The sequence below is a fragment of the Streptomyces sp. NPDC006691 genome (assembly GCF_042869955.1).
Lineage (GTDB): Bacteria > Actinomycetota > Actinomycetes > Streptomycetales > Streptomycetaceae > Streptomyces.
The window spans coordinates 68,584-87,607 of the sequence record NZ_JBIAGW010000024.1 but is presented as its reverse complement, the minus strand read 5'-3'; the positions used below and the strand labels follow the sequence as shown (position 1 = coordinate 87,607).

Below are 19,024 nucleotides of genomic sequence, written 5' to 3'. Positions count from 1 at the left end.
GGCTCGACATGGCCTCGACATGGACCCGGTGGAGCCGTCGGCGCGATCGTCGACGGGCCCGGAGGGCTACGCTGCGTCAGTGATGGACAGCTCCAGCTCAGCCGAAGGAACTGGCCCCCGTACGGGGCCCCGGCGCCGTGACCGGCACGGCCGTGGCATGCGCGGGCCCGTGGCCCCGCCCCAGGTGCCGCTGTCGGCCAGCAGGGCCGAGACCTTCCGCGATCTCGTGCTCGACTCCGTGGAGCGCCTGGAGCGGCGCTGGCCGCAGCTCGCCGAGGTGGAGTTCCTGGTCACGGACGTACCGTTCAAGGAAGCCCCCGGCGGCGCGGACGACGACACAGACCCGCCCTGGAGCGACGAGGCGGTGCCGCTGGGGCGTGCCCTCGCGGCCGGCAAGGACCACCCGGCGCGGATCCTGGTCTACCGCAGGCCGGTCGAGATCCGTACCAAGAACCGGGACGAGCGTGCCCTGCTCGTCCACGAGGTCGTGGTCGAGCAGGTCGCCGAACTCCTGGGCCTGGCACCGGAGTCCGTCGACCCGCGGTACGGGCAGGATTGAGCCCTGGGGCTCGGTCCCGGGGCCCGGCGCCCGGGTCCCGCGTCCGTTCGGACCGCGCCCGCTACTTGCCGAGGACCGTGAGGTCCTGGGCGGCGGCCGGGACCGCGACCGTGCCCTTGTCGTCGGACAGCGTCTGCACCGTGAACAGCGGGACCCCGTCCTGCGTGATCGCCAGGGTGCGCGAGGCGTAGACGGGACCGCCGGCCGGATCGGGCTCCACGGTCAGCGCGTACGAGCCCTTGAGGCCGGCCGGGACCTGCGGGTCGACGGCCAGGGTGGTGCCGGCCTTCACCGTGTACGTCTTGGACTGCGGCTCGCCGCCCTCGGTGCCGGCCGACGAGGTGACCTTCACGGAGGCGTCCTTGGGGCCCGGTGCGGTGAGCGCGAGCGTGGCCGCCTTGTCGCGGTTGTCGGTGACCGTGGCGCGGGCGCCGACCGGGGCCGCCGCCGGGATGAAGGCGGTCTCCTGCTTGTCGCCGGTGCCGCGGACCACACGCAGCGCGGCGACGACCGGAGTGCCACCGTCCGCATTCGGGGTGAGCGACAGGGAACCCGACTCGCCCCGTGTGACGTTCTTCAGATCGAAGGACGCCGTCATCCCCGCCTTCACGTGGACGGTGTCGAGGCCCGCCGGTGTGAAGCTGCCCCCCTTGCCCGCCAGCTTCACCTTGAGGTCCGCGTCGTCCGCGCCCGGGGCGTGCACGATCAGGCGGACGTCGGTGGCGTCCCCCGGGATGCCCGGAAGCACCTGGGAGGCGGCCGGCTCCGCCGACGCGGGCAGCCAGTCCGCGCCGGCCTTCGCGTCGGTGGCCTGCACCGCCGCGCCCACCCGGCCGGCCCGGGTGGTGACATGCACCGTCAGATCGTCGGCCACCGTGCCGGTCAGTGTGGAGAGGAGGACGGGAACGCTGGACCTGGCGGGGATCGTGATGCCCTCGCCGGTGTCGGTCTTGATGGCACCGTCCTTGCCGAAGAGCTCGATGTCCGCGACGGCCGCCGTGTCGTCCGGGTTGGTCAGGTGGACGTAGTCCTGACGGTCCTTGGCCGTGGAGGCGCCGGGGAACCAGAAGTCGGCGTCCGGCGCGGTGCAGGTGGTGCCGAGCAGGGCGCGGCCGACGCCGCCGGTGATCTGGGTGGTCAGCTGGGCGGCCCAGCCCGGGGCGAGCAGTCCGTCGGCCGAGCCGGTCAGGGCCGGGGCGTCGGAGCCGTTCGCGGTGGCGGCGGCCGGCTTGCCCGGCTCCTTGAGGGAGATGACGGGCTTGTCGGAGGCGGGCTTGTCGGCCTTCTTGCCCTTGCCGTCCTTGCCCTTGTCGGTGGCGGGCGCGCCGGAGTCGGCGGGCGGCGGCACCGCCGGGGTCAGCGCCGCCGTGCCCGGCTTGGCCGCCGAGCCGCCCGTCGCCGCGCCCTTGGGCGTGAACGCCGTGTACGTGGTCTGGGCGAGGTCGGAGTTGCTGGGTGCCGGGCAGAGCAGGCTGGTGCGTTCGACGGGCAGCCGGGCCGGGGCCTTTGCGCCGGTGTCGGCCGAGCCGGCGGGCGCGGTGAGCGAGGCGAAGCCGGTCAGGGCGGCGAGCGCGACGGCCCCCGCGGCGAGGGAGAGGGTGGTGCGCTTCACTGCTGGCTCCCGTCGGGGCGGTGCGGCGGCTGCTGCTCGGGGTGCTCGGGCGGATATCCGTAGCCGTAGGGGTCGTACTGGCCCTCGGGCGGCAACTCCTCGGCCCCCGGCTGCCGGTAGGGGTCGTAGCCCGGCTGGGGCTGCCCGTCGGGATACTGCCCCTGCCCGAACCGACCGTCCGCCCCCGGCACTTGGGGGTAGCCGGGATCGGGGTAGGCCTGCTGGTCGGGATAGGAGGCCGGGGCGTACTGGCCGTCGGAGTACTGCCCGTCGGGGTATTGGCCGTCGGGGTATTGGCCGTCGGGGTATTGGCCGTCGGGGTATTGGCCGTCCGGATACTGGCCGTCGGGGGCCTGGCCCTCGGGAGCCCGGACGTACGGCCCTTCGGGGTACTGGCCCTCGGGATACTGGCCCTCGGGGTACTGCTGATAGCCGGGGTACTGCTGCTGGTACGGGTCGTAACCCTGCTGCGCCTGCTGGTCGTGCTCGGTGGCGCCGGCCGGGGATGGGGTGGCGTACTGTGCCGCGTCCCACTCCCCGTACGCGGGCTGCGCGGGCAACTCGGCCCCGGGGGCGGCCTGTTCGCCGTCCAGGGGCTCGACGGCCTCGGCCTCGGCCTGGGCGCGGAGCCTGCGGGCCCGGCGGCCCTCGCCCGGGACCGGCTGCGCCGGGACGGCCGCGATGAGCTCCTTCGCCTCGGGCAGGTCGTCGTCGATCCGGCGGCGGCGGCCGGGCAGGGCGAGGACGAAGAGGACGAGGGCGAGCGCGACCTGGGTCCAGATCCACAGGGTGTGGGTGAGCGGAGCGTCGTAGGTGACGTCCAACTTGCCCGCGTCGGAGGGCAATTCGAAGCCCTGGGCCCAGCCGTCGACGGTGGTCTTCTTGAGCGCCCTGCCGTCGAGCGTGGCGGTCCAGCCGGGGGCGGCCTTGTCGGCGATGCGCAGGACGCGGCTCGTTTCGCCGGCCGGGACCTTGGTGTGGATGTCGACCGGGTCCGCTGCGACCGGCAGGCTCTCGCCGCCCTTCGCCGGGACGATCACGGCGCGGGCCACCTGGCGGTCCACCCGCCACAGCGCGCTGCCGTCGAGCTGGCTGAGCCGGCTCAGGCCGGGCGTGGCGTCCAGGGTGCGGGCGAACGCGCGGGGGGCGCCGTCGCGGACCAGCACATAGCGCACGGCGTAGCCGCTGAGCTGGCTCGACTGGTCGGCGCCGGAGCCCGCGACGAGATTGGAGACGACCTTGCCGAGCCCGGCGTCACCGCCGCCGGACGCGGCGAGTTCGGCGTCGCCGAGCTGTCCGCCCGAGCCGCGCACCAGCGTGTAGGCGACCTTGGCGGGCGAGGTGCCGCCGAGGACCAGGGTGCGGGCCTGGTCGCGGGTGCCGCTCTCCTCGGCGACGAACGCCGGGACCTGCACCGGGTCGCGCCGCTTGAGCGGGCCGTCGGCGCCGCCGATCATCCAGTTCGCGGCGGAGTAGACGGGGCCGAGCGCGGCCGCGAGCGCAATGAGCGCGGCGACCGGCTGGCGCCAGCCGAAGCCGTGCCCGGCGACCCGGGTGCGGCCGTTCTCGGCGCCGATCGCGCCCGCGGCGAGCAGCGCGAGCCCGTAGACGAGCGTCGCGGGGCCCGCCCAGGCGCTGCGGTTGGACAGGATCGCGAAGAGGAAGCCGGTGAGCGCGACCACCCAGGCCGTACGGATGGCGAAGGTGCGCTCCGAGCGGAGCAGCGCCGCGAGCGCCGCCCCGACGAATCCGATGAGCACGAGCCCGCCGACCGTCTTGGCCCCGCCGGGGCTGGCCCCGAGCAGGTCGAGCGCGCCGGCCGAGCCGTCCCCGTACTCCAGGCCCGCTTCCCTCAGGAAGCCGGACGGGCCGGTCAGGAGGGTGAGCGACCAGGGCGCGAGCATCAGGACCGGGGTGCCGACGGCGGCCAGGAAGCGCAGCCCGTACGCGGTGATGTCGGCGCGGCGCAGCGCGAGCACGCCGAGGCCGAGCAGCACCGCGACCGGCCACACCACGGGGGTGAACGCCGTGGCGACGGTCAGGAGCAGGGCGTACGTCCAGGTCGCGCGCCAGCTGCCGCGCGCGCCCTCGGCGCGGAGCCCGGCGGCGCTCACCCCGGCCCGGGCGATCAGCGGCAGCAGGATGGCGAGCACGGCGGTGCCGAGGCGGCCCGCGGCGAGCGCGCCGGTGGCGGCGGGCAGGAAGGCGTAGGCGATGGCCGCCCAGGCGCGCAGCTGGCGCGATGCGACGAGCGGGCGGGAGGCGAAGTAGGCGGTGAGCCCGGCCAGCGGGACCGAGCAGACGAGCAGCAGGGTCAGGGCGAAGCCGGTCGAGCCGAAGCACAGCGCGGAGAGCACCGCGATGATCGCGAGGTAGGGCGGCGCCGTCTGGGTGCCGCCGGCGCCGATGGGGTGCCAGGCGTCGGCGTAGCGGCCCCACAGGCTGCCGACGTGGTCGGGCGCGGGCAGCAGGGCGCCGCCCATGAGGGTGCCGCCGCCGAGCAGATTGCGGCAGGCGACCAGGGAGACGAGCAGGAGGAGCGCGAAGAGGACCGGCGCGGGTTTGCGGGCGATCTTCTTCAGGCGGGCGAACTGCTCGATCTCCAGGAAGTCGGCGTCGTCGCCGCCGGGGCCCGACTCGACGGCGCCGTGCCGGGAGCCGCCGGTGTCCTCGGTGCCCGCGCCGAGGCTGCCCGCGACGGATTCGACGGTGGCTCGGACGGTGGCGCCGGGCGGCGGGAACAGCGGGCGCAGTTCGCTCGCCTCGACGCCGCTCCTGCCGCGCCGCTTGCGTGCGGCGAGGATCCGGCCGGGCCGCAGCAGGGTGCCGAACAGGCCCATGACCTCGTCGACGGCCTGGCCCGGCACCTTGCCCACGAGGTAGGCGACGGTGCGCAGGAGCGTGCCGACCAGGATGCGGAGCACCACGTAGGGGAGCAGCGCGGGACGGGAGTTGACGAGCATGGTGTAGACGGCGCCGGCCTTGTCGACCCGGTGCGGGTTGACGACCGAGCGGCCCGCGCAGTCGACGGTGCGGCGCTCGCGGGCGGCGGCCTCGGCGTGGCGGACCGCGGCGTCGGGGGCGACGAGGACGGTGTGCCCGGCGGCGTGCGCGCGCCAGCACAGGTCGACGTCGTCGCGCATCAGGGGGAGCCGGCGGTCGAAGCCGCCGAGCTCGTCCCACACGTCGCGGCGGATCAGCATGCCCGCGGAGGAGACCGACAGGACGGGCCGCACCTGGTCGTGCTGGCCCTGGTCCTGCTCGCGCCGGTCCAGGCCGGTCCAGCGGCGCCCGCTGTGGGCGATGGAGACGCCCACTTCGAGGAGTTGCTTGCGGTCGTACCAGCCGCGGAGCTTGGGCCCGACGATCGCGGCGTGCTCGTTGGAGTCGGCGACGCGCAGCAGTTCGGCGAGCGCGTCGGGCTCGGGCGCGCAGTCGTCGTGCAGCAGCCAGAGCCACTGAACGGGCTCGCCGTGCGGGAGTTCGGGCAGGTCGTAGCTGTCGTCGCGCCAGGTGCGCGAGACGGGGTCCCAGCCGCTGGGGCGCTTGAGGTAGGGCAGTTCCTCGGGGCCGAGCACGGGTGCGGTGCGGGCGGCCTCCTCGACGGCGGCGCCGAAGCCGGTGCGGCGGGCGAGGTGCAGGACGCGTTCGGCGCCGAGTGCCTCGGTGACCAGGCGGGCGGAGTCGTCGGCGCTGCCGGTGTCGGCGGCGTAGGCGTTCTGTACGGGGCGTTCCTGGCCGAGGAGCCCCGCCAGGACGTCGGGGAGCCAACGCGCCCCGTCGTGCGAGACGACGACGGCGGTGACGACGTGTCGGGGGAACTCGGGAGTCGCGGCCGTCTCGTACGAGGCCGTCGACTGACTGTGCACGGACATCGAGGTACGGGCCCCTCCGCCCCAAAAGGCTGCTGTGCTGACTGCGGTCGGCGCGGCCGGTGTTGCGAGACGGGCTCTGACGTGAACCGGAGTGCCGTGGACAGCGCCCCACACTAACGGCTGCCACACAAACGGTCCGCCGCCTGCGGACGGGGTGCAGGGGGCGGACCGTTGGTTGTGTACGGAGTTGGGCGGTTTGGTCGCCCGGGGGAGCTCGCCGGGGGTCAGGCGGCGGAACTCCGCGGAGGTGGGGCGGACTCAGACCGCGGCCTTCTTGAGGCGGCGGCGCTCACGCTCGGACAGGCCGCCCCAGATGCCGAACCGCTCGTCGTTGGCGAGTGCGTACTCAAGGCATTCCGAGCGGACTTCGCAGGCGAGGCAGACCTTCTTGGCCTCCCTGGTGGAGCCGCCCTTTTCGGGGAAGAAGGATTCGGGGTCGGTCTGGGCGCAGAGGGCCCGCTCCTGCCAGCCGAGCTCCTCTTCGGCCTCGTCGACCAGCAGTTCCTGAAACAGCTCGGTCATGTGCGCCCCTCGTCTGTCTTTGCTGCCCCGTGATGTTGCCGTTACCGAATCCGGCCGAACGACACGAGTGAAATTACAAGTGTGTGGATCCGGGCCAGTCAAGCCGAGATCTGCTATTGGGCCCCGTATTCACTCTGCGGAACCAAGGCTATGCGGAAAGTGTTCAAATCGGCAAAAAGGTGACACATGCCACGGGCCCACGCCACCGTCGCTTCCTGCCGATCCACCCGACTCCCGCTCGGCTGTGACTACAGATGAGGACGAGACGAGTGTTGATCTTGTTGCGCCAGTACCCAGAAAGCGGCCCGGATCACATTCGGATCACGAGAAGGCAATGGCGTTTAATACGCGGTTGCTGCGCCACATCTCCCGCCCCGCGACTGCACAAACCTTTCTCCGGGCCCAGTAACCGGATGAGGTGAAACAATGCCGCCAAATCGGTCATTGGGTTGACAACGCCCCCACCGACCCGGTCTCCTGGGTCGCATGTCAGCCACCGCAGCGCACCGAGCGACCCACGTCCGTGGGTTCCGCAGCGCTGTCCAGGCTCGCTGTTGCTGTTCCAGCTGTTGATCGCGCGCCTCTTCTCCCACCCGCGCACCAGCTCCTCCCCCGCCTCCCCGGGACGCCCCGCGTCCGGACGGCCGCCGTCTCCTTGTTCTGCGAGACATCTCATCTGCGACACCCCAGCACTTCTGCCGAGGAACCCCCGCACCATGAACAGCAGCCACAGCGACCTCCAGATCGCCGGCGACATCCTGGAGGTCCAGCACCTCCTCCAGCCCGCCCGCGAGCACCCCGCCACGGTCGCCGAGTTCGTCGGCCTCGCCCGCGCCATCGCCGCCGACCGCTCCCAGTGGGCCCACCTGGTCCAGTACGACGCGGTCTCGCGCTGGTACCACCGCCTTCGCACGGGGCCGGGCTACGAGGTCTGGCTGCTGTCCTGGGTACCCGGGCAGGGCAGCGGCGCCCACGACCACGGCGCGTCCTCGGGCGTACTGACCGTCCTGGAAGGCGAGTTGACCGAGCGCACGGACCGGGGCGTACGGCGGCTGTCCGACGGGTCCCAGCAGGTGTTCGCGCCGGGCTACGTCCACGACGTCGTCAACGACTCCCTGGAGCCGGCCGTCAGCCTGCACGTGTACTACCCGGGCCTGACCGACATGGCGATGTACGCCGGCGAGGCCTCCCCGGCGGCCCAGGATGTCGTACCCGCCTGACACACTCTGTGCATGCGCATTGTGGTCTTGGCAGGCGGCATCGGTGGTGCCCGCTTCCTCCGTGGTCTCAAGTCCGCCGCCCCCGACGCGGACATCACCGTCATCGGCAACACCGGTGACGACATCCATCTGTTCGGCCTCAAGGTCTGCCCCGACCTCGACACCGTGATGTACACGCTGGGCGGTGGCATCAACGAGGAGCAGGGCTGGGGGCGTACGGACGAGTCCTTCACGGTCAAGGAGGAGCTCGCCGCCTACGGCGTGGGCCCCGAGTGGTTCGGCCTCGGCGACCGGGACTTCGCGACCCACATCGTCCGTACGCAGATGCTCGGCGCGGGCTACCCGCTCAGCTCCGTCACCGAGGCGCTGTGCGCCCGCTGGCAGCCCGGGGTCCGGCTCATCCCGATGTCCGACGACCGCGTCGAGACGCACGTGGCCGTCGACGTGGACGGCGAGCGCAAGGCCGTCCACTTCCAGGAGTACTGGGTGAAGCTGCGGGCCTCCGTGGAGGCGCAGGCCGTGGTGCCGGTCGGCGCCGAGCAGGCCAAGCCCGCGCCCGGCGTCCTCGAAGCCATCGCCGCGGCCGACGTCATCGTCTTCCCGCCGTCCAACCCGGTCGTCTCGGTCGGCACCATCCTGGCCGTGCCCGGCATCCGCGAGGCGATCGCCGAGGCGGGCGTGCCGGTGGTCGGCCTCTCCCCCATCGTCGGCGACGCCCCGGTGCGCGGCATGGCCGACAAGGTGCTCGCGGCGGTCGGCGTGGAGTCCACGGCGGCGGCGGTCGCCGAGCACTACGGCTCGGGTCTGCTCGACGGCTGGCTGGTCGACACCGTGGACGCCGGATCGGTGGCCCGGATCGAGGAGGCGGGCATCCGCTGCCGGGCCGTGCCGCTGATGATGACGGACCTCGACGCGACGGCCGCGATGGCCCGCGAGGCCCTCACGCTGGCGGAGGAGGTCCGCGCGTGAGCCCCGCCTCCTTCCGGGTCTGGGCGCTGCCGGGCCTGCCCGAGGTACGGGCCGGCGACGACCTCGCCAAGCTGATCGCGGCGACCGAACCGGGCCTCGCCGACGGCGACATCCTGCTCGTCACCTCGAAGATCGTCTCCAAGGCGGAGGGCCGGATCACCGAGGCCGCCGACCGCGAGGCCGCCATCGACGCCGAGACGGTACGGGTGGTCGCGCGGCGCGGCACCCTGCGCATCGTAGAGAACCGGCAGGGCCTGGTCATGGCCGCGGCCGGGGTGGACGCCTCCAACACCCCCGCCGGGACCGTCCTGTTGCTGCCCGAGGACCCGGACGCCTCGGCGGCCGCGATCCGCGCCGGGCTGCGCGACACGCTCGGCGTCGAGGTCGGCGTGATCGTCACGGACACCTTCGGGCGGCCCTGGCGCAGTGGTCTGACGGACGTGGCGATCGGCGCCAGCGGCGTACGCGTCCTGGACGATCTGCGCGGCGGCACGGACGCGCACGGCAATCCACTGAGCGCGACGGTGATCGCGCTCGCCGATGAGCTGGCCGCCGCCGGTGACCTGGTGAAGGGCAAGGCCGGCGGGCTGCCGGTCGCCGTGGTCCGCGGGCTCGGACATCTGGCGGGCGAGGGCGCGGCCCGCGAGCTGGTCCGCTCGGCCGTCGACGACATGTTCCGGCTGGGCACTTCCGAGGCGGTACGGGAGGCGGTCACCCAGCGGCGTACGGTACGGGCGTTCACGGACGAGCCCGTCGACCCCGGCGCGGTGCGGCGCGCGGTGGCGGCCGCGGTGACCGCGCCCGCCCCGCACCACACGACGCCCTGGCGGTTCGTGCTGCTCGAATCCCAGGAGTCCCGCACCCGGCTGCTCGACGCGATGCGGGACGCCTGGATCGCGGATCTGCGCCGCGACGGCAAGTCCGAGGAGTCGATCGCCAAGCGGGTCGCCCGGGGCGAAGTCCTGCGCGCCGCGCCGTACTTGGTGGTCCCCTGCCTGGTGATGGACGGCTCGCACAGCTACGGCGACGCCCGCCGGGACGGTGCCGAGCGCGAGATGTTCGTGGTCGCCATGGGCGCCGGCGTACAGAACTTCCTGGTGGCCCTCGCGGGCGAGCGGCTCGGCTCGGCGTGGGTGTCCTCGACGATGTTCTGCCGCGATGTCGTACGGGACGCGCTCGGCCTGCCCGAGGGCTGGGACCCGATGGGTGCGGTGGCGGTGGGCCATGCGGCCGAGCCGCCGCGGGAGCGGCCCGCGCGGGAGGCCTCGGCGTTCATCGAGGTGCGCTGAGCGCGGGGCGCGGGGTTCGGGGTTGGCCGAGGGCGCTGGGCGCGGAGCCCGGGGTGGGCCGAGGGCGCTGGGCGCACTCTCTGCGGGCGCCCTCCGACGGTCCTCAACTCCCTTACAGCACCGCGATGTTGTTGGGCTGAAGACGTGGGGCACGGCGCGCCGGGGTGCGTCCGCTGAGCAGGATCAGGCGGGCGGCCCGGTGGCGCTGGCCCGCGTACGGTTCGAGCAGGGCCAGCATCTCGTCGTCGTCGGCGTGCCGGTTGCCGCCGAGGGCGTGGCCGATGATGCCGGGCAGGTGGAAGTCGCCGACGGTCACCAAGTCGGCCGCGCCGATGGCCCGTTGGAGGGTTTCGGCGGCCGTCCAGGGGCCGATGCCGGGGATCAGCTGGAGCCGCTCGGCGGCCTTGTACTGGTCCATCGTCGCGGCCTCCTCCATGCGGCGGGCCACCCGCACCGCGCGCATGACGGTGTCCGACCTCTTGGAGTCGACGCCGGCTCGGTGCCACTCCCAGGACGGGATCAGCGCCCAGGTCCGGGCGTCGGGCATGACGTACATGCCCTCGGGGGCGCCGGGGGCGGGCTCGCCGAACCCGCGCACCAGGAGCCTCCAGGCGCGGTACGCCTCCGTCGTGGTGACCTTCTGCTCAAGGACCGAGGGGATCAGGGACTCCATGACGAGTCCGGTACGGGTCAGGCGCAGGCCTGGCCGGTTGCGGTGGGTCTCCGCGAGGAAACGGTGCCGGGGGGTGAAGGCGTCGGGGTCGTCCAACTCGCCGAGCAGGACGGGGAGTTGATCGAGGATCCACTCCGCACCCTCGCCCCAGGCCTCGGCGTGGGCCGTGCCCTGGGCCGCCGTGACCCTCAGGGTCGCGGGGCCGGCGGGGGTCCTGGAGGTGCGCCAGTGCGCGCCGTCGGGAGTGGTGCGGTAGGTGGGGTCGCCCTGGCCGCGCCGGAGGGGGCCCAGTGTGAGGGCAAGGTCGAGCGGGCCGCGTCGTGGGGCCCAGGTCCGGGTCCTCCCTGCGGGGCGGGGGGTGGGGATGCGGCTGGGGCGGCCTTCGGGGCGGCTGCCGGGGCCGGTGCGGGGGGTGAATCGTCCTGCCACCCTTCCGAGGGTACGGGGTCCCTCCGGGGGGCGGGGGGGCTCGGGGTGGGCCAGCACCCTGGGGCTCCGCCCCAGACCCCGGGCCCATTTGCCCACCCGCCCGCCCGCAACCCCGCGCTGGTAGGTTCCGGCCCCGGGGGCTCCGCCCCCAGACCCCCGTCGCGCCTCAAGGGCGCTCGTCCTCAAACGCCGGACGGGCTGTAGGTGCCCCAGCACCGGTACCGCCAGGGGCGCGGGGACTGCGCGACCAACCACGCACGGTCCGCAGGCAACCAGCGGGCCCGGGGCGCAGCTCCTAGAAGAGCACCACCCAGCCCGGCCGGCCGGACCGAAGCGCTCTGCGCCCGGCAGCACCAGGCCTTGAGGGGGGCGCGAGGAACCGCGCAAGAAGCGGGCACGCTGCGCAGCCGAAAGAGGGTTGGGGGCGCGGGGAACTGCGCGACCAGCCACGCACGGTCGCAAGCGAATCAGCAGGCCCGGGCGCAAGCACCGGAAGCCCACCCACCCCCATTCCACCCCCGGAGGGTCTAGGGAAGGGGCGGGGAGGGGCAAGACCCTGGGTCCGGGGCGGAGCCCCGGCCCACAACCCCGGAGGGCCCAGGGCCCAGGAAGGTCGGCGCGGCGGAGCCCAGGGCCGGGGCAGGGCCCAGGAAGGGTGGCGCGGCGGAGCCCAGGGGCGGGGCAGAGGCCGGGAGGTTGGGGGCGGAGCCCAGGGGGGCTACTGGTCCGAGGAGAAGCGGAGGGAGGCCGCGGGGAGGAGCGCGTCGCACCACACCCGCACCCCCTCGCGGAGCTCATTGTCGGGGCCCACCCGCGCGCCGTCCCCGACGACCGCCCCGGACAGCACCGTCCGCGCCCCGATCCGCGCCCCCGCCCCGACGAGCGAGTCCGTGATCACCGCGCCGGGCTCGACGACCGCGTCGGCCAGGATCGTGCTGCCCACGATGCGCGCGCCCTCGCCCACCACCGCCCCGTGGCCCACCACCGTCCCGCCCGTCAGCTTCGCGTCGGGGGCGACCTGCGCGGTCGGCAGGACCAGCCGGTCGCCGCAGCGGCCCGGTACCGCGGGCGAAGGCGCGCGGCCGAGCACCAGGTCGGCCGAGCCGCGGACGAAGGCCTGGGGAGTGCCGAGGTCCAGCCAGTACGTCGAGTCGACCATCCCCTGGAGGTGGGCGCCCCGCGCGAGCAGCCCGGGGAAGGTCTCCCGCTCGACGGAGACCGGCCGGCCCGCCGGGATCTCGTCAATGACCGAGCGCCGGAACACGTATGCCCCCGCGTTGATCTGGTCCGTGACGATCTCCTCCGGCGTCTGCGGCTTCTCCAGGAACGCCGTGACCCGGCCGGTCGGGTCGGTCGGGACCAGGCCGAACGCCCTCGGGTCGTCGACCCGGGTCAGGTGCAGGGAGACGTCCGCGCCGGACGAGCGGTGGGTGTCCACGAGGGCTCGGATGTCCAGGCCCGTCAGGATGTCACCGTTGAAGATCAACACCGGCTCGTCGGGCCCGGAACGCAGCCGCGAGGCCACGTTGCGGATCGCCCCTCCCGTGCCGAGCGGTTCGTCCTCCGTGACGTACTCGATGGAGAGGCCGAGCGAGGATCCGTCCCCGAAGTACGGCTCGAACACCTCGGCCAGGTACGACGTCGCCAGGACGATGTGGTCGACGCCCGCCGCACGGGCCCGGGCCAGCTGATGGGTGAGGAAGGGCACGCCCGCCGCGGGGACCATCGGCTTGGGCGTGTTCACGGTGAGCGGGCGCAGCCTGGTGCCCTTGCCGCCGACCAGGAGGATCGCTTCTGTCACCTGTCGTCTCTGCTTCCTGCTGGGGCCGGCCTCGGCGTTCCGTCGGGTTTTCCGCGCAACGCCCGGCCGGCCAGTGTATGCAGACCACCCGGCTGCTCACACCGGGTCAGCGCCGGCCCTGGAAGTGGGCCGCCGTGGTACGGGCGCTGCCGAGCCTGCCGTACAGGCGCGCCCCCGGGCAGTCGGTGGCGAAGCCGTCGCGGTGGCCGGCGATGGCGTTGAACCTGACACTGCGCCCCTTCTTGTAGCGGTTGCCGCCGCCGGACACGAGGGTGCTCTTGCCCGCCGGGTTCACCCCGTACAGACCCAGTTTCCAGGCCGCGAGTTGCTCGACGGCCTTGAGCGCGGCGGCCGAGGGGTTGGTGTTCGAGTAGGTGCCGAGGACCGCGATGCCGGTGCTGTTGGTGTTGAACCCCAGCGTGTGCGCGCCCATCACCGCCTTGGCCACACCCCCGGCCCGGCCCTCGTAGATGTTTCCGCACTTGTCGACCGCGAAGTTGTAGCCGATGTCCCGCCAGCCGCTGCTCTTCACGTGGTAGCGGTAGATACTGCGCAGCACGGAAGGCGCCTGGGCGCAGCTGTAACCGTTGCCCGACGCCGTGTGGTGGACGAAGGCGACCTTGACGCTGTTGGTGTAGACGAAGCCGCGCTCGCGCAGCCGCTCGTCGGCGCCCCAGCCCTTGCGCGTGATGATGCGCGGCCGTGCCCCGACGTACGGCCGGGCGGCCTCGGCGCCGCTCGCCCCGGCCGCCTCGACCGCCCCGCTCGCCCCGGCCGCCTCGACCGCCCTGCTCGTCCCCGCCGCCTCGACGCGGCTCGCGGTGCTGTCGAGTGCGGGCAGCACATCGGGCTCCCGCAGCGCCCGGCCGCTGTCGTCCGCGTCGCCCTCGGCGGGGTCGGCCCCCGGGTCCACCAGGTCGAGGCGGAGCCCCCTGGGCAGCGGCTCGCCCTCGGCGTCCTCGGCCCGTACGCGTGCCTCGACCGCGTCCGAGTCGCCCACCCACAGCGGCGCGGTGGAGCCGTGCAGCGGGCCGGCCGCCTCGGCGGTGCCGGGGTCGGCGCCGTGGTCGTGGTTGTGGGTCTCCAGGTCCTGCCAGGCCGACCAAGTGCCGGCGGCACGGGCCCGGGTGCGCACCTGGACGCTGCCGTGCAGTTCGTCCTCGGCGTTGTCCCAGACCACCCCGACCAAGGAGAACGGCCGCACTTCCCGCTGGGCCAGGCCCTCCTGGGAGGCGTCGCCCGCCGCGCGATCCTGGCCGGGCAGCGGCGCCATCGGCAGCGACTGGGTGGAACCGGCGAGTTCCGCCGTGGCCGGCGGCGCGACGGCGGGCGAGGCCGCGACGGGCGCCGTGGCCGCCATGGGGAGGGCGAGGGCCGCTACGGCGGCCACTCCGATCGAAGACGCAAGGAAGCTACGCATGCTGACGATCGTGTACATATGTCAATAAATCTGTCCATGGGTGATCTGACGCTCCGTCGGCCAACCGGTGTACGCGCCGGGGCCACCTCCGCCGGTGCCGCGCGGGCGCGCCACGTAGCCTTGCCCGCGTGAACGCCAGCGACCGCACCCCTGCCGACCTGCTGCGATCCGCGCTCGCCGCGGACCCGGGCCGCCCCCTCATCACGTTCTACGACGACGCCACGGGCGAGCGCGTGGAACTGTCCGTCGCCACCTTCGCCAATTGGGTGGCCAAGACCGCGAATCTGCTCCAGGGCGATCTCGCCGCCGAGCCCGGTGACCGGCTCGCGCTGCTGCTGCCCGCGCACTGGCAGAGCGCCGTGTGGCTGATGGCCTGCCACTCGGTGGGCGTGACCGTGGAGATCGGCGGTGACCCGGGCGCGGCCGACCTCGTCGTCAGCGGTCCCGACACCCTGGAGGAGGCCCGCGCCTGCACCGGGGAGCGGGTGGCGCTCGCGCTGCGCCCGCTCGGCGGCCGCTTCCCGCAGCCGCCCGCCGGGTTCGCCGACTACGCCGTCGAGGTGCCGAGCCAGGGCGACCGTTTCGCGCCGTTCTCGCCCGTGGACCCGGACGCCCCCGCGCTCGCCGTGGACGGCGAGGAGCTGAGCGCCGACGAGCTCGTGGCCCGGGCCCGCGCCGAGGCCGCGCAGCTCGGACTCGGCTCCGGCTCACGGCTCCTCTCGGCCCTCGGGTACGACGGCTGGGCGGGTCTGGCGAGCGGCCTGTACGCCCCGCTCGCCTCCGGCGGCTCGGTGGTCCTGTGCCGCAACCTGGCCCAACTGGCCGATGACGGCCTGGAGAAGCGGGCCGAGAGCGAGCGGGTCACCCACCGCTCGCTGTGACCGCGGGCCCGTGACTCCGCACGGTCCCCGCACCGATCTCCACCCTTGTGGCCCCACCCCGGGCCCGGCCCCCGGGCTCCGGCGGCACCCGCGGTAGATGATCGACCGTACGCACAACCATGCGTGCGATTCGGCCGTCTACCGGGGTGCCCGGCGGCGCGATGCGCCCGCCGACTCCCGTGATGGCCCGTGAGGATGGACGCCGACGTGACCGACAGTGCTGGCACGCCCCCCGAACCGGAGGAGCCGGCCGGGGCCGAGCAGCCACCGCCGTCCGACGGCCTCACGACCGGGGAGACCGAAACGGCGGGCGAGCCCCACCCGGCCGACGTGACCGGCGAGGCCGAGGAGGCCGACGAGACCGGCGAGACCGGCGAGACCGGCGATACCACCAAGAACGCCGAACTCGTCGAGCCCGTCAAGCCCGTCAAGCCCGTCGAGCCCGCCGAGACTGTCGAGTCCGTCGAGCCCAGCACCGCCGCCGAACCCGCCGAACCCGCCGAACCCGTCGAGACCGGCGAGACCGGCGAGACCGGCGAGCCAAACACCGCCGCCGAGACCGGCGCCCCCGGCGAGGACATCGACGCCCCCGCCGCAGAGGCCAAGGGCCGTCGCCACTGGCTGCGTTGGACCGCGCTGGGCGTCTCCGTCGTCGTCCTCGCGGCGGCCGGGACCGGCTGGTGGTTCTACCGGAAGCTCGACGGCAACATCCAGACGGACACCACGGCCGCGCACGAGCTGGACAAGTACGAGCACGACCGGCCCGCCGCCGTCGTGCACGACGCTCAGAACCTGCTGCTCATCGGCTCGGACTCCCGCGCGGGCAGCAACTCCGCCTACGGCAGGGACGACGGCGGCAGCCAGCGCTCGGACACCACGATCCTGCTGCACCTCGCGGCCGACCGGCGCAGCGCCACCGCCGTCTCGCTGCCGCGCGACCTGATGGCGGACATCCCCGCCTGCGGCCGGCCGGACGGCGGCAGCACCAAGGCCCAATTCGCCCAGTTCAACTCGGCGTTCGAGATCGGCGGCGCCGCCTGCACGATCCGTACGGTCGAGAAGATGACCGGGGTACGCATCGATCACCACATCGTCGTCGACTTCAGCGGGTTCAAGGACATGGTCGACGCGGTGGACGGCGTCGAGGTCTGCCTGAAGGACCCGGTCGACGACCGCCGGGCCCACCTCAAGCTCCCGGCCGGACGCCAGACCCTGCGCGGTGAGCAGGCACTCGGCTTCGTCCGTTCCCGGCACGGCTTCGGGGACGGCAGCGACACCCAACGCATGGACCGGCAGCAGCAGTTCCTCGGTTCGCTGGTGAAGAAGGTCCAGAGCAACGGGGTGTTGCTCAATCCGGCCCGGCTCTATCCGGTTCTGGACGCGGCGACCAAGTCGCTGACCACCGACCCCGGGCTCAACACCCTCGGGGATCTGTACGACCTGGTGCGCTCGATGCGTGACATTCCGACCGAGAACATCCACTTTTTGACCGTTCCGCGACAGCCTTATGTCTACGACGGCAACCGCGACGAGCTCGTACAGCCGGACGCGGACCGGCTCTTCAAGCAGGTGCGCGACGACCTGCCGATCAAGGTGGTGGCCGCGACGGACGTGGAGAAGGCCAAGGAGAAGGAGAAGGCGAAGGAGGGGACGGAGAAGGGGGACGGCCAGGACAACAAGCCGGACGATCCGGACCCTTCGTCCAGCCCCTCGGCCCCACCCGTCTACTCGGGTACGGATGCCGCCTCCGGCATGTGCGGCTAGGCGGCGCGCGGGTGGGAGACCTGTGAATTCCGCGTGCCCGTCAACGAATTGGTGCCAAATGCCCGGTTATAAAGGGCGTGCAATTTGTCACGGCCGTCGCTCACGGCCGAACTGGCCAGATAGTGTGACGCGATCCGGTGCTACCGGCCGACGGGCCGTGCACTGCAGGAGCGAACGATTGAGCGCTTTGGGGGAAGCGACTCGGCACCGACGGAGGACAGAAGCAACCGTGGATGCGCAGAGCCGTGGGCGGGCCGATGACGTCGACCCCGCAGACCAGTGGGTCCTCAACCCGGAAACCGGCACTTACGAATTGCGACTGAACCCTTCCGGAACGCAGTCGAATTCCGGTACCGGCCGGTCATCCTCGGGTCGGAGTTCCACCAGAAGGACCGAGCAGCCGGAACGTTCCGGACGCCGCGAGGTGCCCGGGCAGCGCAACCGCCGGGCCGGCAAGGCCCCGGCCGGGGAGTCCCCCGACGCCCAGGGCCGCCGCAAGCGCAAGCCGAAAGCGGCCCGCAAGAAGAAGGTGCTGCTGTGGACGGGCGGCGTGATGGGCTTCGTCCTCGTCGTCGGCGCGGGTGGCGCGTACTGGCTCTACCAGCACTTCAACGGCAACATCAACACCGTCGACGTCGGTGACGCGGGCAGCAAGAGCTCGGTGCCCGACGGAGCGTTCAACATCCTGGTCATCGGCACCGACAAGCGCACCGGCGCGGGCAACGAGGGCTACGGCGACGCGGGCAGCGAGGGCCACGCCGACACCAACATCCTCTTCCATGTCTCGGCGGACCGGACCAACGCGACCGCGATGTCCATCCCCCGCGACATGATCACCGACATCCCGGCCTGCCCGACCAAGCAGAAGGACGGCACCACCAAGACGGTGCCGGGCGAGAAGAACGTACGGTTCAACACCAGCCTGGGCCAGGAGGGCCGTGACCCGGGCTGCACGATGCGCACGGTCAAGCAGCTCACCGGGCTCACCGTCGACCACTTCATGATGGCCGACTTCAACGCCGTCAAGCAGCTGTCCTCCGCCGTCGGCGGCGTCAAGGTCTGCCTGGAGAAGCCGGTCAACGACCCCAAGTCGCATCTGAAGCTGCCGGCCGGTCAGAGCGTCGTGAAGGGCGAGCAGGCCCTGGCGTTCGTACGGACCCGGCACAGCTTCGGCAACGAGAGCGACCTCGACCGGATCAAGCAGCAGCAGCAATTCATCGGCTCGATGATCCGGCAGATGAAGTCGGACGACACCCTGGGCAGCCCGACCAAGATGTACGGGCTCGCGGACGCGGCGACCAAGGCGCTCACGGTCGACTCGGGGATAGGCAGCATCAAGAAGCTGACCGATCTCGCCCAGGTCCTCGGCAAGATCGACGCCAAGAACATCACCTTCGCCACGCTGCCGGTCATCGACAACCCGGCCGAGGGCAAGAAGCACATCACGGTCGTGCCCGACCCGACGAAGTCCGACGCGCTGTTCGCGATGATGCGCGCCGACACCTCGCTCACCGAGGTGAAGAAGAAGGAGGCGGCGTCCAAGAGCGCGGCCGATGCCGAGCAGGCCGCCCGCCTCAACGGCCCCCGCGCGAAGGCCTCGGACGTACGGGTCACCGTGCTCAACGGCGGCGCGGCGGCGGGCTCCGCGGGTCTCATGGTCACCTGGCTCCAGAACCAGCAGAGCGTGCTCAAGTCGAGCAACGGCTCCAACGCACCGCAGAAGGTGCCCGCCACGGTCCTGGCGTACGCGCCGAACCAGGCCGACCAGGCCCGCAAGCTCGCGGATCTGCTCGGCCTGCCCGCCTCGGCCCTGAAGCCGGGCACGAAGGACGCGGTGGGCAAGGAGGCGATGGTGCTGACCCTCGGGCCCGACTTCAAGCAGGCGGGAACACCCATCGGCGCTCCGGCCAAGGCACCGGAGGGCATCCAGAAGGTCGAAGCCGACAAGTCGGTGTGCGCCAAATAGCAGACTCACGGCCCGACCGGGCCTCAGGGGGAGTCTGAACAACA

At 72.9% G+C, this 19,024-nt stretch carries 13 protein-coding genes; 7 read left to right on the top strand and 6 right to left on the bottom strand.

What is annotated here, in order from left to right; genetic code table 11:
* Positions 1 to 82 precede the first annotated feature (82 nt).
* On the top strand, positions 83 to 559 hold the full coding sequence (locus ACFYNP_RS33995) for a metallopeptidase family protein (RefSeq protein ID WP_388791049.1): 477 nt from the start codon (positions 83 to 85) through the stop codon (positions 557 to 559).
* Positions 560 to 620: 61 nt separating this feature from the next.
* Here the strand turns inward: ACFYNP_RS33995 and ACFYNP_RS33990 are convergent, their stop codons facing one another.
* The 3 genes from ACFYNP_RS33990 to ACFYNP_RS33980 form a co-directional block, all read right to left on the bottom strand.
* A complete protein-coding gene (locus ACFYNP_RS33990) occupies positions 621 to 2,171 on the bottom strand; it encodes a DUF5719 family protein (protein WP_388791029.1) in 1,551 nt (516 codons plus the stop codon).
* Positions 2,168 to 6,046, bottom strand: coding sequence for a glycosyltransferase (locus ACFYNP_RS33985; RefSeq protein ID WP_388791027.1), 3,879 nt, complete (start codon positions 6,044 to 6,046; stop codon positions 2,168 to 2,170). Before ACFYNP_RS33985 ends, ACFYNP_RS33990 begins: the two co-directional genes overlap by 4 nt.
* A 258-nt stretch (positions 6,047 to 6,304) precedes the next feature.
* On the bottom strand, positions 6,305 to 6,568 hold the full coding sequence (locus ACFYNP_RS33980; RefSeq protein WP_053723761.1) for a WhiB family transcriptional regulator: 264 nt from the start codon (positions 6,566 to 6,568) through the stop codon (positions 6,305 to 6,307).
* A gap of 716 nt (positions 6,569 to 7,284) precedes the next feature.
* Between ACFYNP_RS33980 and ACFYNP_RS33975 the strand changes: the two genes are divergently transcribed.
* Genes ACFYNP_RS33975 through ACFYNP_RS33965 form a run of 3 tightly spaced genes read left to right on the top strand, consistent with a single transcriptional unit; the run spans position 7,285 to position 10,046 of the window.
* A complete protein-coding gene (locus ACFYNP_RS33975) occupies positions 7,285 to 7,788 on the top strand; it encodes a cysteine dioxygenase (RefSeq protein ID WP_388791025.1) in 504 nt (167 codons plus the stop codon).
* 12 nt (positions 7,789 to 7,800) lie between these two features.
* Positions 7,801 to 8,757 (top strand): 2-phospho-L-lactate transferase, encoded by a 957-nt coding sequence (gene cofD / locus ACFYNP_RS33970; protein WP_388791023.1) that lies wholly within the window; start codon positions 7,801 to 7,803, stop codon positions 8,755 to 8,757.
* Positions 8,754 to 10,046, top strand: a complete 1,293-nt coding sequence (locus tag ACFYNP_RS33965) for a coenzyme F420-0:L-glutamate ligase (RefSeq protein WP_388791021.1) — start codon at positions 8,754 to 8,756, stop codon at positions 10,044 to 10,046. The genes cofD and ACFYNP_RS33965 overlap by 4 nt, the downstream gene beginning before the upstream one ends.
* Before the next feature lie 112 nt (positions 10,047 to 10,158).
* Here the strand turns inward: ACFYNP_RS33965 and ACFYNP_RS33960 are convergent, their stop codons facing one another.
* The 3 genes from ACFYNP_RS33960 to ACFYNP_RS33950 form a co-directional block, all read right to left on the bottom strand.
* Positions 10,159 to 11,148, bottom strand: a complete 990-nt coding sequence (locus ACFYNP_RS33960) for a DNA-3-methyladenine glycosylase family protein (protein WP_388791019.1) — start codon at positions 11,146 to 11,148, stop codon at positions 10,159 to 10,161.
* 718 nt (positions 11,149 to 11,866) lie between these two features.
* Positions 11,867 to 12,949 carry a sugar phosphate nucleotidyltransferase gene (locus ACFYNP_RS33955; protein ID WP_388791017.1) on the bottom strand — a complete coding sequence of 361 codons (1,083 nt, stop codon included), beginning with the start codon at positions 12,947 to 12,949 and terminating at the stop codon, positions 11,867 to 11,869.
* Positions 12,950 to 13,055: 106 nt separating this feature from the next.
* Positions 13,056 to 14,369: a peptidoglycan recognition protein gene (locus tag ACFYNP_RS33950; protein WP_388791015.1), complete on the bottom strand. Its 1,314-nt coding sequence runs from the start codon at positions 14,367 to 14,369 to the stop codon at positions 13,056 to 13,058.
* Between the two features lie 128 nt (positions 14,370 to 14,497).
* Here ACFYNP_RS33950 and ACFYNP_RS33945 point away from each other — a divergent pair, with 128 nt between their 5' ends.
* The 3 genes from ACFYNP_RS33945 (at position 14,498) to ACFYNP_RS33935 (ending at position 18,980) form a co-directional block, all read left to right on the top strand.
* Positions 14,498 to 15,250 carry a TIGR03089 family protein gene (locus ACFYNP_RS33945; protein ID WP_388791013.1) on the top strand — a complete coding sequence of 251 codons (753 nt, stop codon included), beginning with the start codon at positions 14,498 to 14,500 and terminating at the stop codon, positions 15,248 to 15,250.
* A gap of 207 nt (positions 15,251 to 15,457) precedes the next feature.
* Entirely contained in the window at positions 15,458 to 17,014 is a 1,557-nt protein-coding gene (locus ACFYNP_RS33940) for an LCP family protein (RefSeq protein ID WP_388791011.1), read from the top strand.
* Positions 17,015 to 17,243: 229 nt separating this feature from the next.
* The gene (locus tag ACFYNP_RS33935; protein WP_388791009.1) at positions 17,244 to 18,980 is read left to right on the top strand and encodes an LCP family protein; all 1,737 of its coding nucleotides are present in this window, start codon (positions 17,244 to 17,246) and stop codon (positions 18,978 to 18,980) included.
* Positions 18,981 to 19,024 lie beyond the last annotated feature (44 nt).

Coding starts and splice junctions, on each gene's coding strand:
- ACFYNP_RS33995 (WP_388791049.1), top strand. CDS start 83: ATGGACAGCTCCAGCTCAGCCGAAGGAACTGGCCCCCGTACGGGGCCC.
- ACFYNP_RS33985 (WP_388791027.1), bottom strand. CDS start 6,046: ATGTCCGTGCACAGTCAGTCGACGGCCTCGTACGAGACGGCCGCGACT.
- ACFYNP_RS33980 (WP_053723761.1), bottom strand. CDS start 6,568: ATGACCGAGCTGTTTCAGGAACTGCTGGTCGACGAGGCCGAAGAGGAG.
- ACFYNP_RS33975 (WP_388791025.1), top strand. CDS start 7,285: ATGAACAGCAGCCACAGCGACCTCCAGATCGCCGGCGACATCCTGGAG.
- cofD (WP_388791023.1), top strand. CDS start 7,801: ATGCGCATTGTGGTCTTGGCAGGCGGCATCGGTGGTGCCCGCTTCCTC.
- ACFYNP_RS33950 (WP_388791015.1), bottom strand. CDS start 14,369: ATGCGTAGCTTCCTTGCGTCTTCGATCGGAGTGGCCGCCGTAGCGGCC.